Origin of the sequence: Mordavella massiliensis (assembly GCF_016902415.1) — a bacterium.
In the GTDB taxonomy this organism is placed as follows: domain Bacteria; phylum Bacillota; class Clostridia; order Lachnospirales; family Lachnospiraceae; genus Merdimonas; species Merdimonas faecigallinarum.
Window position 1 is genome coordinate 60,796 of record NZ_JACJLV010000008.1, and the last position, 16,051, is coordinate 76,846.

The 16,051-nt window shown below is 49.2% G+C and carries 16 protein-coding genes; 7 read left to right on the top strand and 9 right to left on the bottom strand.

The window, feature by feature from the left end; translation table 11 throughout:
* Positions 1–11 precede the first annotated feature (11 nt).
* Positions 12–2,276, bottom strand: coding sequence for a glycogen/starch/alpha-glucan phosphorylase (locus H6A13_RS03910; protein ID WP_204908312.1), 2,265 nt, complete (start codon positions 2,274–2,276; stop codon positions 12–14).
* Between the two features lie 207 nt (positions 2,277–2,483).
* Between H6A13_RS03910 and H6A13_RS03915 the strand changes: the two genes are divergently transcribed.
* Positions 2,484–3,485 carry a LacI family DNA-binding transcriptional regulator gene (locus tag H6A13_RS03915; protein WP_204908313.1) on the top strand — a complete coding sequence of 334 codons (1,002 nt, stop codon included), beginning with the start codon at positions 2,484–2,486 and terminating at the stop codon, positions 3,483–3,485.
* A 91-nt stretch (positions 3,486–3,576) separates the two neighbouring features.
* On the opposite strand, the gene H6A13_RS13400 is transcribed toward H6A13_RS03915, so the two are convergent.
* The 3 genes from H6A13_RS13400 to ptsP form a co-directional block, all read right to left on the bottom strand.
* Complete coding sequence (locus tag H6A13_RS13400; RefSeq protein WP_204908314.1) at positions 3,577–4,362, bottom strand: GH25 family lysozyme; 786 nt, start codon at positions 4,360–4,362, stop codon at positions 3,577–3,579.
* 78 nt (positions 4,363–4,440) lie between these two features.
* Entirely contained in the window at positions 4,441–5,760 is a 1,320-nt protein-coding gene (gene dsdA, locus H6A13_RS03925) for a D-serine ammonia-lyase (protein ID WP_204908315.1), read from the bottom strand.
* A 47-nt stretch (positions 5,761–5,807) separates the two neighbouring features.
* A complete protein-coding gene (gene ptsP, locus H6A13_RS03930) occupies positions 5,808–7,433 on the bottom strand; it encodes a phosphoenolpyruvate--protein phosphotransferase (RefSeq protein WP_204908316.1) in 1,626 nt (541 codons plus the stop codon).
* A 192-nt stretch (positions 7,434–7,625) separates the two neighbouring features.
* Here ptsP and H6A13_RS03935 point away from each other — a divergent pair, with 192 nt between their 5' ends.
* The 6 genes from H6A13_RS03935 (at position 7,626) to folK (ending at position 12,230) form a co-directional block, all read left to right on the top strand.
* Positions 7,626–7,823 carry a cold-shock protein gene (locus H6A13_RS03935; RefSeq protein ID WP_204908317.1) on the top strand — a complete coding sequence of 66 codons (198 nt, stop codon included), beginning with the start codon at positions 7,626–7,628 and terminating at the stop codon, positions 7,821–7,823.
* A 273-nt stretch (positions 7,824–8,096) separates the two neighbouring features.
* Positions 8,097–9,404 (top strand): glutamate ligase domain-containing protein, encoded by a 1,308-nt coding sequence (locus tag H6A13_RS03940; RefSeq protein WP_204908318.1) that lies wholly within the window; start codon positions 8,097–8,099, stop codon positions 9,402–9,404.
* Between the two features lie 36 nt (positions 9,405–9,440).
* Positions 9,441–10,001, top strand: a complete 561-nt coding sequence (gene folE, locus H6A13_RS03945; protein WP_338043004.1) for a GTP cyclohydrolase I FolE — start codon at positions 9,441–9,443, stop codon at positions 9,999–10,001.
* A gap of 1 nt (position 10,002) precedes the next feature.
* The gene (locus tag H6A13_RS03950; RefSeq protein WP_204908320.1) at positions 10,003–10,557 is read left to right on the top strand and encodes an HD domain-containing protein; all 555 of its coding nucleotides are present in this window, start codon (positions 10,003–10,005) and stop codon (positions 10,555–10,557) included.
* A gap of 2 nt (positions 10,558–10,559) precedes the next feature.
* Positions 10,560–11,375, top strand: coding sequence for a dihydropteroate synthase (gene folP, locus H6A13_RS03955; RefSeq protein WP_204908321.1), 816 nt, complete (start codon positions 10,560–10,562; stop codon positions 11,373–11,375).
* Between the two features lie 36 nt (positions 11,376–11,411).
* Positions 11,412–12,230, top strand: a complete 819-nt coding sequence (gene folK, locus H6A13_RS03960) for a 2-amino-4-hydroxy-6-hydroxymethyldihydropteridine diphosphokinase (protein ID WP_204908322.1) — start codon at positions 11,412–11,414, stop codon at positions 12,228–12,230.
* Positions 12,231–12,331: 101 nt separating this feature from the next.
* On the opposite strand, the gene H6A13_RS03965 is transcribed toward folK, so the two are convergent.
* From H6A13_RS03965 to H6A13_RS03985, 5 genes are all read right to left on the bottom strand, one after another.
* Complete coding sequence (locus H6A13_RS03965; RefSeq protein WP_204908323.1) at positions 12,332–13,105, bottom strand: DUF3169 family protein; 774 nt, start codon at positions 13,103–13,105, stop codon at positions 12,332–12,334.
* Between the two features lies 1 nt (position 13,106).
* Positions 13,107–13,313 (bottom strand): helix-turn-helix transcriptional regulator, encoded by a 207-nt coding sequence (locus H6A13_RS03970; RefSeq protein WP_204908324.1) that lies wholly within the window; start codon positions 13,311–13,313, stop codon positions 13,107–13,109.
* Between the two features lie 324 nt (positions 13,314–13,637).
* Positions 13,638–14,081: an amino acid-binding protein gene (locus H6A13_RS03975; protein WP_204908325.1), complete on the bottom strand. Its 444-nt coding sequence runs from the start codon at positions 14,079–14,081 to the stop codon at positions 13,638–13,640.
* Positions 14,082–14,097: 16 nt separating this feature from the next.
* Positions 14,098–15,429: a phenylacetate--CoA ligase family protein gene (locus H6A13_RS03980; protein ID WP_204908326.1), complete on the bottom strand. Its 1,332-nt coding sequence runs from the start codon at positions 15,427–15,429 to the stop codon at positions 14,098–14,100.
* A 62-nt stretch (positions 15,430–15,491) separates the two neighbouring features.
* On the bottom strand, positions 15,492–16,051 hold a 560-nt coding region (locus H6A13_RS03985), incomplete at its 5' end, for an indolepyruvate oxidoreductase subunit beta (RefSeq protein ID WP_204908327.1).

Below are 16,051 nucleotides of genomic sequence, written 5' to 3' on the forward strand. Positions count from 1 at the left end.
TCTCCTCTTTCTTACAGATGCCAGATATCCTGATTATATTCTGCAATGGTGCGGTCAGATGAAAAATATCCTGCTTTGGCGATATTGACCAGCATCTTCTTTGCCCAGGCCTTCTCGTCCTCATAATCCTCCAGCATTCTTTCTTTGGTAAGGATATAATCTTTCAGGTCAAGCAGCGTCATAAACCAGTCTTTGCTCACGATCTCCTTATAAAGCCGGCCCAGATTCACCGGATCTCCGATAAGGATCATCTGCTTGCTGATGATAAAATCTACCAGTTCTTCGATCTCCGGATCGCTTTCGTAAATGGCTCTGGAATTATAAGCCGCCTTGTCATAGAGGTCGATGACTGTTTCAGACTTTTCTCCAAAAATGTAAATGTTATCATCGCCCACCAGTTCGTGGATCTCCACATTAGCGCCGTCCTCGGTTCCAAGCGTTACCGCCCCGTTCAGCATGAATTTCATATTGCCGGTGCCGGAAGCCTCCTTGGAAGCCAGGGAGATCTGCTCGGAAATGTCGCAGGCCGGGATCAGCTTTTCCGCTTTGGTCACATTGTAATTTTCCACCATCACGATCCGCAGATAGGGACTGACCTCCGGGTCGTGATTGATCAGTTCCTGCAGACACAGGATCAGATGGATAATGTCTTTTGCAATGGTATAGGCCGGCGCAGCTTTGGCGCCAAAGATCATGGTAACCGGACGTTTGGGAAGATGTCCTTTCTTGATCTCTTTATATTTATAGATCGCATACAGCGCATTCATCTGCTGTCTCTTATACTCATGGAGACGCTTGATCTGGATATCGAAAATTGCATTTTCATCAATATCCACATCCTGGGTTTCTTTCAGATATTTTTTCAGCTCCAGCTTGGCGTCCTTCTTGATCTCTCTTAATCTTTCAAGCACTGCGTCATCGTCCCGGAAGGCCAGCAGCTTCTCCAGGCTGTCCGCATTCTCCACGAAATCTTTGCCGATCAGTTCTTTCAGATAATCTGCCAGCTCATGGTTACAGTGAACCAGCCACCGGCGGAAGGTAATGCCGTTGGTCTTATTATTAAATTTCTCCGGATAAATGTCATAGAAAGGCTTCAGTTCGGATTCCTTCAGGATCTCTGTGTGAAGCGCCGCCACGCCATTTACCGCATATCCGTAGTGGATATCGATATGGGCCATATGTACACGGTCCATTTCATCAATGATATAGACTTTTTCATCATGAAAATCTCTTCTGACTCTTGCGTCCAGTTCTCTGATAATGGGCAGAAGGTGGGGCACTACTTTCTCAAGATAGGAGACCGGCCATTTTTCCAGCGCCTCGGAAAGGATCGTGTGGTTCGTATACGCGCAGGTTTTTCTCACCACGTCTATGGCCGTATCCATGTTAAATCCCTTCTGCGTAGTCAAAAGCCGGATCAGTTCCGGAATCACCATGGTCGGATGGGTATCATTGATCTGGATACATACATGCTCGTGAAGATGGTAGAGGTTTACCCCTCTTTCCTCTGCTTCCTTTAAGATCAGCTGGGCCGCGTTGCTGACCATAAAATACTGCTGATAGATCCGGAGCAGCTGTCCCGCCTCGTCGCTGTCATCCGGATAAAGGAAGAGCGTCAGATTTTTAGGGATATCTCGTTTGTCGAACTGGATCCCGTCATGGATGATGCTTTCATCCACGGTATCCAGGTCAAAGAGATGCAGTTTGTTGCAGGTATCCTTTCCATATCCCGGCACATCAATATCGTACATCGTAGAAGTCAGGGTAAAGTCTTGAAAAGGCACCTCAAAATGGCGGTCCGTCCTGGTAAGCCAGCTCTCTTCTGTGATCCAGGGATTTTTCTCCTCCCGCTGCTTATGATCTGCAAATTTCTGAAGGAAAAGGCCGTCATGATAGTTTAGCCCCACGCCGTCTCCGGCAAGCCCCAGCGTTGCGATCGAATCCAGGAAACAGGCGGCCAGCCGTCCAAGCCCGCCGTTTCCAAGGGAAGGCTCTGCTTCTACTTCTTCCACCTCGGTCAGATCGAATCCGTATTTTGCCAGCACCTCTTTTGCTTCATCAAAAAGGCCCAGATTGATCAGATTGTTGGAAAGCAGCTTGCCGATCAGAAACTCTGCGGAAATATAATACAGCTTCCGGTCTCCTTCCTTTTGTTTCATATGTTTCATCTTATCTTTGGTAACAAAAAGAAGCGCTGTATACATCTCCTCTTTGGTTGCTTCTTTCAAATCTTTCTGAAATTTTTCCTGCAGTACATGCTGTAATGCCTGTTCCATTTCTTTCTACTCCTTTCAAGATAGTTTCGTATTGTTTCGTTTGGTTTCATCTTAATCCATGTCTGGATATTCGTCAATCTGTTTTTCCTTTTTTCTTGTATTCTTTTTATTTCATGCTATAATAATTCCAAATGAACACAGGATCTGCATTAAAAATATGCAGGTTTTCGAAATATTACGAAATCTTTTTTCACCAGGAGGTCTTCTATGGCAACTTTGCAGGATATTGCGGATAAGCTCGGAATTTCAAAAGGAACAGTATCAAAAGCTCTGAACGGCGCGCCCGACATCAGTGAATCCCTGCAGAAGACCGTCATCGACACTGCCGTAGAGATGGGATATCGCAAGATCCAAAGATCCGGGAAAAGCCGCAGGCTCTGTGTCCTGATCCAGCGTATGGAGTACCAGGCCCCGGGTGCGTTCGGATATGACCTGATCCTGGGATTCCGCCAGATGGCTGAGCCCGCCGGATACACGGTGGATGTGATCCCGGTCACAGAAGGTCTGCAGCATTCTCTTTCCTATGATAGCTTTATGCTGCAATATAACTATCTGGGCGCCTTTGTTCTTGGTTTTTCCCTGGAAGATCCCTGGATGAAAGAATTTCCCTCCAGCCATACGCCGGCGGTCCTTTATGATAATTACGTTTCCGCCAACCCCTGTATGGCCGCCATAGGGATTGACAACCGGGAGGGCATGGAACTGGCTGTTTCCCACTTAAAAAGTCTGGGGCACCGGAAAATCGGTTATCTGAGCCACGCCCTGGACTCCCACATCATGCAGGTCCGTCTGGACGCTTTCCTTAAAACCATGAAACAGCAGGAACTTTCTGCTGATCTTTCCGACACCGGCAGTTCTCACTACACTTCCTGCTGTGTAGAGAAACACCTGCCCCGTCTCCTGTCCGAAAAACAGGCGACCGCCATCATCTGCAGCCATGACCTGATCGCCAGCGCCGCTCTGGTGCAGTGCCAGCAGATGGGATACCGCGTTCCGGAGGATATCAGTATCATCGGTTTTGATGACCTGCCCATTTGCGCCTACACATCACCTCCTCTGACCACGGTGCGCCAGGACCGGCTGCAGCTTGGCAAAAGCGGATATTATGCGCTGGAAAGCCTGAGGAACCAGGTCCCGATCGGAACGCTTCTGCTCCACGCAGAACTGATCGTACGAAATTCCACCGGGCCGGTGAAACCGGTAAGATAAAAGAATTCCGCTCACAGAAAAGGAGATACGCACTGCTTTGTGCATATCTCCTTCTTTTTATGAATGATCTTTTCCCGTCTTCTTTTGTTTTCTAAGAGATACGGATCTTCTGTCCCGGATAGATCAGATTGGGATTGCTGATCCCGTTGATCCTTGCCAGTCTCTGATAGGTGGTTCCGTATCTTGCGGCGATCCCGCTTAAGGTATCTCCTCTTTTCACAGTATAATACACCGGTTCGGGCGCTGCCTGGGCAGGACTTCCTCCCGCATAGGCGTTCCATGCCGCCCGGTCTCCATAGAATACGTTAAGATCCAGATCTCCGCTGTAGCCCGGCAGACGGCCGTTCGACGTATATTGATAAAGCGCCGCAAATTTCCAGGCTCCGGTTCCGCCCAGAAGAGGCGCTCCCGGATTGTATCCCATCAGCGTATTTCCTTTATAATATCCGGCGTTCCACAATCCATAATCTCCGTTTACCACAGACGTCCAGTCATAAGCGTGAACCGTGCTGTTACTCATATAGAGCAGCGGTTTTACCCCGGTCAGCTGGTACACCCGGTCCAGCCAGTCTTTCGCCCAGGCCGGCCCCCGCGACACTCCGTTTCCTTCCCAGTCTAATGCCAGAACTGCTTTCTTGATATAACCCCGGATATGATCAACAAAATACTCTGCCTCGGCAAAAGCTTCGTTTTTTCCTGCAAAATGATATACTCCCAGCTTTTTCCCAAGATCCGCCCCCTGCTGGAACGCCCGGTCGCAATCCGGATTGACATAGGTCACGCCTTCCGTAGCCTTGATGATCACAAAATCACAGGGCACCTTAGACAGATCGATCCCTGTCTGCCAGCTGGAGATATCGATTCCATTCATGCTCATACCATATCACTCCTTCCTTGTGAAACCTGCGCTTCACATTTACAGTATTAGCATATGGAATCTATGATACAGATGTTCCTACAGCCGGGTATTCCTGTATTCTTCGCGGATCTCTTCCGGCACCAGACGTCCGCCTGTGGCCCATACGATCTGTACCGCCTGATCCATCCGATCCGTAAGGCCGTGCTTTTGGATATATTCTCTGGTCCCGTCACAATCCATCAGTCTTACCGGTCCTGCAAAAGCCGCGCAGGAACTGGGTTCTATGAAAATATCCTCCCTGTCCCACAGCATCCGCATATATTCATATAGCCATCTGTCTTCCAGCGTAAATTCTCCGGACAGCAGAGGTTCCATTACCTTTCCCACGAATCCGGAGGGACGGCCCACCGCCAGTCCGTCCGCATGGGTGATGCCTGTCAGTCCCACATCCTGTACACAGATCTGATTGTGAAGCCCGGTTGCCATTCCCAGAACCATACAGGGAGCCTGTGTCGGTTCAATAAAAAATACATGGACATGATCTCCCCAGATTTCTTTCAGGCCAAACGTAATCCCGCCCGGCGCTCCTCCGACCCCACAGGGAATGTAGACAAATAACGGATGCCTCTCATCCACTGTCACGCCTAGATCATCCAGCTGCGCGTGCAGCCGTCCGGCCGCAACCGCATATCCCATAAACAGATTTTTGGAATTTTCGTCATCCACAAAATAACTCTTCGGATCTGCGTCAGACTCTTTCCTTCCGTTTTTTACCGCCTCGCTGTAATCGGACGCGTACTCCACCACTTTCACGCCATGGCTGCGCAGCATATCTTTCTTCCACTGACGGGCATCCGCCGACATGTGTACTGTTACCTGATATCCGATGGCCGCGCTGGCGATCCCGATACTTAACCCCAGATTTCCGGTGGAGCCCACCTGGATCTTATACTGGCTGAAAAATTCCCGGCATTTTTCGGAAGCAAGTACAGAATAATCTTCTTCCCCAGTAATGATCCCTGCTTCTATCGCCAGGTCTTCAGTGTGTTTCAGCACTTCATAGATACCGCCTCGTGCCTTTACGGAACCCGCCACTGCCAGAGCGTTATCCTGCTTTAAAAGAAGAGCGCCGGGGATATGGCATCCATACGTTTCTTCCAGAGTCTTCTGCATCCCGGGGATCGGAGTAAGGACCGACTCGATCCGTCCATTTTCCGGCTCTGTCTCCGGAAAACATTTCCGGATAAAGGGCGCGAAACGGTCCAGCCGTTCTCTGGCGTCTCCGATTTCTTCCGCAGTCACCGGAAGTTGATCCCTTGCAGACTCCCAGGATCTCTTTTTTTCATTGATCCAGCAGATTTCCTCTGCTGCCGCGATTTTTTGTATCAGCGGATCTTTTTCATACAGATGCTCCATACTCGCTCCTCCTTCCTGGTACAAGACTTCTCTTTTCCCGAACTTTTTTACTGGATCTCCCGGATCTTCTTGCGGAGCGCCAGTACCTGTCCCGGCGCCACAGACAACTCGTCAATTCCCATCTGGACAAAGGTTTCCGTCAGATCCAGGTCTGCGGCCAGATCTCCGCAGATACTGATCTTCTTTCCTTCCAGATGCACATTATTTGCCACGATCCGGATCATCTTGATCAGCGCCGGATGATGCGGATTGTAAAACTTGGTCAGCTTATCATTTTCCCGGTCCATCCCCAGAGTAAACTGTGTCAGATCGTTCGTTCCGATGCTGAAGAAATCCGCCTCTCTGGCCAGTTCTCCGCTGATCATAACAGCAGCCGGCGTCTCGATCATAACACCCACCTGTATCTCCTCGTCAAACGCGCTCTTTTCCGCCTTTAATTCTCGTTTTGCCGTTTCTAACAGAAGCTTTGCCCGGGTCACTTCTTCCATTGATGTGACCATGGGAAACATGATGGATACATTTCCATAGACAGATGCCCGCAAAATGGCGCGGAGCTGGGTTTTAAAGATCTCCTCTTTCTCCAGAGAGATCCGGATCCCCCGAAGTCCCATGGACGGGTTGGCCTCTTTGCCTATATCCAGACAGTCCGCCTGCTTTTCTCCGCCCAGATCAGCGGTACGGATCACTACTTTTTTCACTCCCATGGACTCTGCCGCCAGCTTATAGACCTGAAACTGCTGCTCTTCGGTAGGAAGCTTTGCCCCGTTATCCATATATAAAAACTCGCTGCGGAACAATCCGATACCGCCGGCATCACTCCGGATCACATTCTCAATATCCTCTCTGGTGCCGATATTTGCACAGACGTCGATCCTCTGACCGCTCTGCGTAACATTTTCTTTTCCCTTCAGACGTTCCAGATTCTTCACATGCGTGACATTTGTATCCTGCTTTTGTTTCATCTTAGTCAGCGTGGAATAATCCGGCTCAATATAGACTTTCCCCTCGTATCCGTCTATGATGATCATCTTGCCATCGTAATCTTTTTTCAGGGCCTCTCCAAGGCCGATCACGGAAGGGATGCCCTTGGTTCTGGCAAGAACCGCTGTGTGGGAGTTGATCGTACCGTATCTGGTCACAAATCCCAGCACCTTGGATTTATCCAGCTGAACCGCCTCGCTGGGGTACAGTTCTCCTGCCGCCAGAACGAACGGCTCATCCATCAGCATCCGGTCCTTCCAGGTTCTGGAAAGGATCTTCAGCACGCGGTTTGCCACATCTTTCACATCCACATCATGTCCCTGCGTATAGATTTTCTGCTCTGTGTTTTCCTCGGTAAGATAATTTTCCGCCACGCTCTGAACTGCATATTCCGCATTCAGCTTCTGTTCCACGATAAATTGATTCACCTGGTCCACCAGCTCCTGGCGCTCCAGGATCGTCTGCTGCATTTCAAAGATCGCGGCATTGGCGTCTCCCACTTCTTTTGCCGCCGTATCATACAGATTCTTCAGTTCCTGGATCGCCTTCATGCGGGCCTTCTGGAACCGCTGGATCTCCTTTTCCACATCTTTCACATAAATCCGGCGGATCTCCTTTGCCTCCCTCTTATAAAAAGAGAGTTTTCCAATGGCAATCCCTTCGGATACTTTTTTCCCTGTCAGTGTTATCATATGCCTCTAATCCTTTTCTAAAATCCGTTAAAATTTGAACTAATTATACTTTACATGTTTGCTCTCAATTCGTCAAGATGCTTGCTTTTCCATTGACTTTTCGGCTCACTTATGCTACGCTGACTTCGTATTCTTTTGGTCCCGGATTACCGGGATCCATTACAATTTTTTTCATTTTTATGGAGGTATCATATGAAGGGTACAGTAAAATGGTTTAACAACCAAAAAGGCTATGGTTTCATCTCTGATGAATCTGGCAACGACGTATTCGTACACTACTCCGGACTGAACATGGAAGGGTTCAAGACTCTGGACGAAGGACAGGAAGTAGAGTACGACGTAACTGAAGGCGCAAAGGGACCGCAGGCAGTAAACGTGACAAAACTTTAATTCCCTGGGCGGTAATCGTAATTTGAATGTACCTTTTTGAATATATAAAGCATCTTTGATTTAGATATATTTAGATATTAAAAAGCAATACACTAAACTTTCGATTATGGCTAAAGACCGGCAGTAAAAACTGCCGGTCTTTTCATGTGCAAATTGGGGACGGGGCATTTTGCAAAAATGCCCCGTCCCCAATTTGCCCTTGTCGTAATTGCTGTTTAGTGATATGATGAACATCAGTATAAAGAAAAATTAGATAGAAGGGAAACGAAGAACGTGACCTATAAAGAAGCAAGGGTATATTTGGACCATGTGTCGAAATACGGAAGTGTACTTGGCTTGGATACGATTCGTGAGCTGTTGCGTGAGCTTCAGGATCCTCAGAAGGATCTGAATTTCATACATATTGCCGGAACCAATGGAAAGGGATCTGTGCTTGCATACACTTCATCAGTCTTAAGCGAAGCAGGATACCGGACCGGCAGATATATATCGCCGACAGTGGTTTCCTATCTGGAAAAAATTCAGGTGGATCAGATCCCGATATCTGAAGATACTTTCGCCAGACTGACAGAGCAGACAATGCAAGCTATTGACCGTATGAAGGCAGCCGGTAAGTCAAGTCCGACTGTGTTTGAAATTGAAACGGCAATAGCTTTTTTGTATTTCAAGGAACAACATTGTGATTTTGTCGTCCTGGAATGTGGGATGGGCGGGGAAAGTGATGCCACCAACATTATCCCGTCTCCTGTGTGCGCGGTGTTTACCGCCGTCAGTCTGGATCATCTGGGAATTCTTGGAAACACTCCCGAAGAAATCGCCCGGACCAAATCCGGCATCATCAAGCCGGGCTGCCGGGTGGTCTCTGCTCCGCAGGATGACGAAGTGCTTGCCGTACTAAAATACCAGGCCGCCCGGAATGGATGTCCCCTTCACACGGTAAATGCTGCGGATATTCAGATCCTGCGGGAGGATTACCTGGGACAGAGCATTTCCTATCAGGAATATCAGGATCTGCCGGTTTCTCTGCCCGGGACTCATCAGGCGGTCAATGCCACAGTGGCTCTGGAGGTGATCGCAGGGCTGAAACAGCAGGGCTATTCTATTCCGGAAGATGCCATCCGGCGTGGTTTTTCCGGCGTCCGATGGTTCGGCCGGTTCACTTGTCTGAAAAGGGAACCTCTCTTTTTCGTGGACGGCGCCCACAACCCCGCAGCCGCGCGCTGTCTGAGAGAAACTCTGGAACGCTGCTTTCCCGGGAAACGTCTGATCCTGGTCATGGGCGTTTTTAAAGATAAAGATTACCGGAACATTGCGGCCATTATGGCTCCCCTTGCTGCTTCCGTTCACACAGTCACACTTCCGGACGCGTCCCGCTCTCTTCCGGGGCAGACACTGGCCCTGGTGATGCAGGAATACTGCAATGAAAATGTGCCGGTGCAGGCAGAGCCTTCCATAGATGCAGCAGTCCGGTCAGCCCTGCAGGAAGCAGGAAAGCACGACGTCATTGTTGCCTTTGGTTCGCTCTCTTATCTTGGCGCAGTTGCCGAATCTGTAGAACACCTATTTATGCAGGATCTGTAAACAACATATTTATATAGAAATGAGGAATCCATCATGATCGATCAGAACAAAATCAAAGAAGGCGTACGCCTGCTGCTGGAAGGGATCGGCGAAGATCCTTCCCGGGAAGGGCTTCTTGAGACCCCGGACCGGATTGCCCGGATGTATACGGAACTCTTTGCAGGCATGGAGGAAACTCCTTCCACACATCTCTCCAAAATGTTTCAGACCACCAACAGTGAAATGGTGCTGGAAAAGGACATTACTTTTTATTCCACCTGCGAGCACCACATGCTGCCCTTCTTTGGAAAGGTACATATCGCTTATATTCCCGACGGTCAGGTAGTGGGCCTTAGCAAGCTGGCGCGGACTGTGGAAGTCTATGCCAGAAGACTGCAGCTGCAGGAACAGCTGACCGACCAGATCGCAGAAGCTCTGATGACCTGCATGCAGCCAAAGGGCGTTCTCGTTATGACCGAAGCCGAGCATCTGTGCATGACCATGCGCGGCATCAAAAAGCCGGGAAGCAAAACAGTGTGTCTGGCCAGACGCGGACTTTTTGCCACAGATCCGGAACTGGAAGCGCGTTTCTTCCGGATGTTAGAAAGGAATGTTTAATATGGATCCTGTAACAGAAGAAGGAAACGAAAAGAACCTTTTCTCACGCAAAATGACAGCCATCTGGAAGCATCCGCTTTTTCAGAGCTCTTTTCAGCGGATCCAGGAATGGGAAAAAGACAGGATCTACTGCCGGCACGGGATGGAACATTTTCTGGATACCGCCCGGATCGCCTATATCCGGTCCCTGGAAGAAAATATCCCGGTCTCAAAAGACCAGATCTATGCGGCCGCCCTTCTGCATGACATCGGAAAATGGCAGCAGTATGAAGATGGAACGCCCCATGAGATTGCCAGCGCCAGGATCGCTTCCTGTATCCTTAAAGATATTGTAACTACCGCCGAGGCATTTCCAGGCGGGGCGTGGTTTTCCCCGGAAGATATCCGGCAGATCCTGACCGCCATCCGCGGACACCGGACATTAAGATCCGGCGCAGAACCGCTGGAGCGCCTGCTCTACGAAAGCGACAAGGCTTCCAGAGCCTGCTTTCACTGCGCGGCGAAAGGCTCCTGCGACTGGCCGGAAACCAAGAAAAACAAGGAGATTTTTATCTGATCATGATTATTGGAAACAGACAGTTTGACACGAAAAATCACACCTATATCATGGGAATCCTCAATACAACTCCCGATTCCTTTTCGGATGGCGGGAAATATACCAGCCTGGACAGCGCCCTGTTTCATGCGGAAGAAATGATCCGGGAAGGCGCAGATATCCTGGACATAGGCGGAGAATCCACCCGCCCCGGCCACACGCAGATTACGGATGAAGAAGAAATCTCGCGGACCGCACCCGTGATCGAAGCCATACACCAGCGGTTTGACATTCCCATTTCCATTGATACCTATAAATCCAGGGTGGCAAGAGCCGCCCTGGAAGCTGGAGCCGACCTGGTCAACGACATCTGGGGGCTTCAGTACGATCCGGAAATGAGCCCGGTGATTCGTAAATACCAGGCATCCTGCTGCTTGATGCACAACCGGAGAGAAGCGGATTATCAGGATTTTTTCCCGGATTTTCTGGAAGATCTTAGAAAATGTATTCGTTCCGCCAAAACTGCCGGTATTTCTGACGACCGGATCATGCTAGATCCAGGCGTCGGATTTGGGAAAACTTATGACATGAACCTGGCAGTGATCCGGAATCTTGACCGGATGCAGGAACTGGGATACCCGGTGCTGCTTGGAACATCCCGGAAATCCGTGATCGGCCTGACTCTTGATCTGCCGGCTGATCAGCGGGAAGAAGGAACCCTTGCCACCACCGTTTACGGCATGCTTCACGGCTGCTCCTTTGTCCGGGTGCACGATGTACGGGCGAACAGGCGGGCGATCCAGATGACGGAAGCAATCCGAAAAGCAGACAAATTTTAAATGCAAACGATACGTTAGATCAGGGAGGCAGTTTTTATGAAAGATCAGATCATCATTAAAAATCTGGAAATCTTCGCAAATCACGGGGTTTTTCCGGAAGAAAATAAACTGGGCCAGAAATTTCTCGTTTCGGCTATACTGTTCACAGACACCCGGGAAGCCGGGACTACCGATAACTTAACGACATCCATTGATTATGGCGCTATCTGCCAGTTTATCGACCAGTTCCTGAAAAACCACACCTTCCATCTCATCGAACGCGCGGCAGAGGCGCTGGCAGAAGAGCTTCTCCTGCACACACCCGGGCTGGATGCCGTAGAACTTACAATCCAGAAGCCCTGGGCGCCCATAGGACTCCCCCTGGAATCCGTCGCCGTAAAAATCCGCCGCAGCTGGCACACCGCCTATCTGGGGATCGGCTCCAACATGGGCGATAAAAAAGCCTATCTCGACCAGGCAGTGCAGGCTTTAAAAGAACACAAAACCTGCCAGGTAGAGGCAGTTTCCGATTATCTGGTCACCAGCCCCTACGGCGTCACAGACCAGGATGACTTCCTGAACGCATGCCTGAAACTTCGCACCCTGCTCACACCCTACGAACTTCTGGACGAGCTGCACAAGATAGAACAGCAGGCCGGACGCGAGCGAATCCGCCGCTGGGGGCCAAGAACACTGGATCTGGACATACTGTTTTATGACGACCTGATCCTTGGCGATCCCAATCTGTGCATCCCACACGTTGATCTGGCAAATCGGGAATTTGTTCTAAAACCCCTGGCAGAAATCGCACCTTACCTTCACCATCCGGCAAGCGGGAAGACCGTGCAGGAAATGCTCCGGGAAGTAGCAACGTAATTTGCAACGCAATTTGGGACGTAGACCTTTTGCAAAGGTCTACGTCCCAAATTGCATTTCACGGTGTACCCAAATGAATTTCAGGGTGTACCCAACCAGCTTTATCCCTCATATTTCATTTTCTGAAGCTTTACCGAATAGATAGAATATGTGGTCAGCATAATAATATTGGCAAATGCCAGCAACACAACTGCCATCATCCCTGTTCCAAAGCAAAGTTGGCCGAGCATTGCAATTGCCAGCAATACCATCAGGATTGTCTTCATCAGGACAAATGTTTTGTAACTGGTTTTATAGATTATCGTCTGTTCTGCTTCATCACAGCTTTCCAACCACTCTTTTTCAAAATGCAGATCCGCCGCGTCCCCTTTCTTGGAAGGATCTTTTCTACGCACCTGTCTGACAGCGGCAACCTGATACATCGTACACACAATGACTGTAAGAAGAAACGGCACTATCGCTCCCAGCAGGCGCTTTGCGGTCTCCTCGTCTTCAACCGAAAAGCCGAACGCAAAGAACACCATTGCAAGACACACAATCACGTTCGCCCCTGCTACTCCGAAAGAACTCCACCGCTCATATCCGCAGTCCATTATTTCCATCAGAGAATCATCTTCCACATCCATCTGCCGGATATAGTGTTCTGCATTTCGATAGCAGATCAGGCTTAAAATTAGAGATATCACCACAAAAATCCACAAGATTACAGCCACCTGATTGCCAAGCCACTCTGCTACTGGCGGGAACGGTTCATCTATTCCATCCTGCAGCATAAATATCCCCGCGCCCAAAAATGCACCGATCACTCCGCCTCCACACATAATAAGTATCATTTTCACATATGAATTCAATTTATTTTCCCTCTTTGTCTTCATATTACTCATCCTCCTCAAGCTCAAAAATTTCTTCTACAGGAACTCCAAAAATATTCGCAAGTTTCAACGCCAGTGCCACTGACGGTGAATAATCGCCCCTCTCGATCAGGCTGATCGTCTGCCTGGATACTCCAGCCATCTTGCCCAGCTGCGATTGATTCACATTCAATCTTGCCCGATGTTCCTTCACATGGTTCTTAAGCCCCATATACACCTCTCCTCTCCGCGTAGCTGTTCGCTAAAGCAGCCATGGAAATCCATTCGTAAATATTCATGCATGTATAAACTTCTTTTCTTGTCATGACAAATATAGTTTTCATTTTGACAACTTTCCTTGTCATCTAAACTATAACATTGACAACTTTATTTGTCAACACCTTTTTTTGGGGACGTAGACCTTTTGCAAAGGTCTACGTCCCCAATTGCATTTCAGGGTGTACCCAAATGGATTTCAGGGTGTACCCGAACAAAAAAAGACATCTTCGTTCTCGAAGATGTCTTTTTGCTACTATCATTATCATAATCTTTACGATTACCGATTTGCGCGATATGCTTCGTCTGCGCTGTATACATCGAACCCGCTTCCCTTCAGGATATCGATCACCCGGCCGGGATCGTCACTCTTCAATACTGCAGCAGCATCTGTGCCGTTAGCGAATGCATACATATATTCGATATTTACATCGCCTTCTACAATCTGATGCATCGCCTTGCTTAAGGATCCTGTGGCGTGAGGAACGCGAAGCGCCACTACGTCTGTCAGCATGGCGGTGATCCCTGCATCTTTCAGGGCTGCGCGGCCTTTCTGCGGCTCAGATACGATCATACGGAGCATTCCGTAATCGGAAGTGTCTGCCAGACTAAGCGCCACGATATTTACATCGTTTTTTGCCAGGATATCCAGCACTTCGTCCAGACGCCCTTCTGTGTTTTCCAGAAATACTGATAATTGCTGAATTGTGTTATTGATACTCATGGATCTTTCCCCCTTTTTACAGAACTCTGTTATCGATCACTCGTTTTGCCTTGCCTTCACTTCTCTGAATGGTCTTTGGTTCTACCAGCTTCACTCTTACAGATACGCCAAGAGCCTGCTTTAAGACTGCGGCCACCCGGCTCTTGAGTTCGTCCAGTTTACGGATCTCATCGGAGAAATATTTTTCGTCAACTTCTACCATAACTGTCAGCACATCCAGATTGTTCTCCCGGTCTACGATCATCAGATAATGTGGCGCCACACCGCCGCCCATGGACAGAAGCGCTGCTTCTACCTGCGTCGGGAATACATTGACGCCGCGGATAACTTTCATGTCATCGGTACGTCCGGTAAACTTCTGGATCCTGGGCAGTGTTCTTCCACATTCGCAAGTGGTGTGATCAATGCTGGTCAGATCCTTGGTCCGGTAACGCAGAAGCGGCATGCCTTCTTTTACAAGGGTGGTAAATACCAGTTCACCGGTCTCGCCGTCCGCACAAGGCGTCTGATCCACCGGATTTAAGATTTCCGGATAAAAGAAATCTTCATGCACATGCAGTCCTTTGTGATGGATGCAGTCCATTGCCACGCCCGGTCCTGTGATCTCGCACAGTCCGTAAATATCAAAGGTATTGATATGTAAAATGCTCTCGATCTTCTTTCGCATCTCATCGGTCCAGGGCTCTGCGCCGTTGATGCTGGCTTTTATCTGGAGACGGTCTACAATCCCTGCCTCCTGGGCCGCCTCTGCCAGATATACCGCATAAGACGGTGTACATGCAAATGCTGTGGCTCCGAAATCTTCCATACACATCAGTTGGCGCTTGGTATTTCCTGCGGACATCGGAATCGCCATCGCTCCGAGGGCATGAGCGCCGTAATCCAGACCCATTCCTCCGGTAAACAGTCCATATCCATAGCAGATATGGATCCGGTCTTTTGACGTAAGTCCCGCCATAGTCAGTCCTCTTGCCACGCATTCTCCCCAGACATCCACATCCCTTTGTGTATAAGAAGCAAGCGTAAGTTTTCCGGTAGTTCCGGAAGTTCCCTGTACACGGACGATCTGTTCCTGCGGAACCGCAAGAAGCCCAAATGGATAATGATCTCTCAAATCTTCCTTTGTCGTAAATGGAAGTTTGCTGATATCTTCGATCCCTTTGATATCCCCCGGCTCTACTCCCAGGTCATCCATCTTTTTGCGGTAAAACTCCACGTGATCATACACATTTTTTACCTGTTTTACCAGCCGCTCGCTCTGCAGGGCAGACATTTCATCCCTGCTCATACACTCGATCTTCGGATCCCGGATCTGTTCCACCCAGTTCTCCAGTGCTACTCCTGCCATTTCTCTCTTTCCTCCTGTTGCTTAAATTGTTTCTATTCTTCCAAAATCCAGTACCTGGTTCTTTACAAATGATATCCTACGTCAAACGCCTTTTTATTGATCTCAATGGTTTTTGGCGGAACCGTTTTTTCGATCACCTCATACCACTGCTCTTTTGTAAAATCCATATGCTGGGCGGCAATCCCCAGCACAACCAGGTTAAATACCCTGGGATTGCCAAGCTTCTTGGCCTCTTCGGTGGCATTCACGGTATAAACCTTGTGACGCTCCCTTAAGTCTTCGATAATATGATCCGGATACTCGGCTGCTCCGATCACTACAGGCATGGGGTCGATCCGCCAGTCATTGACGACCAGCGCCCCGTCTTTCTTCAGGAAATGTGCATAACGAAGAGCCTCCAGGCGTTCAAAGGCAATGATCACATCCGCCTGGCCTTCTTCCACGATGGGTTCCGCTACATTTTCTCCATAACGGACAAACGTAACCACGCTGCCGCCGCGCTGCGCCATCCCATGCACTTCGGAAAGTTTCACATCATAGCCGCCGGCGATCGCAAGTCCTCCCAGGATCCTGCTGGTAAGAAGTGTTCCCTGTCCGCCAACGCCGACGATCATAATATTCT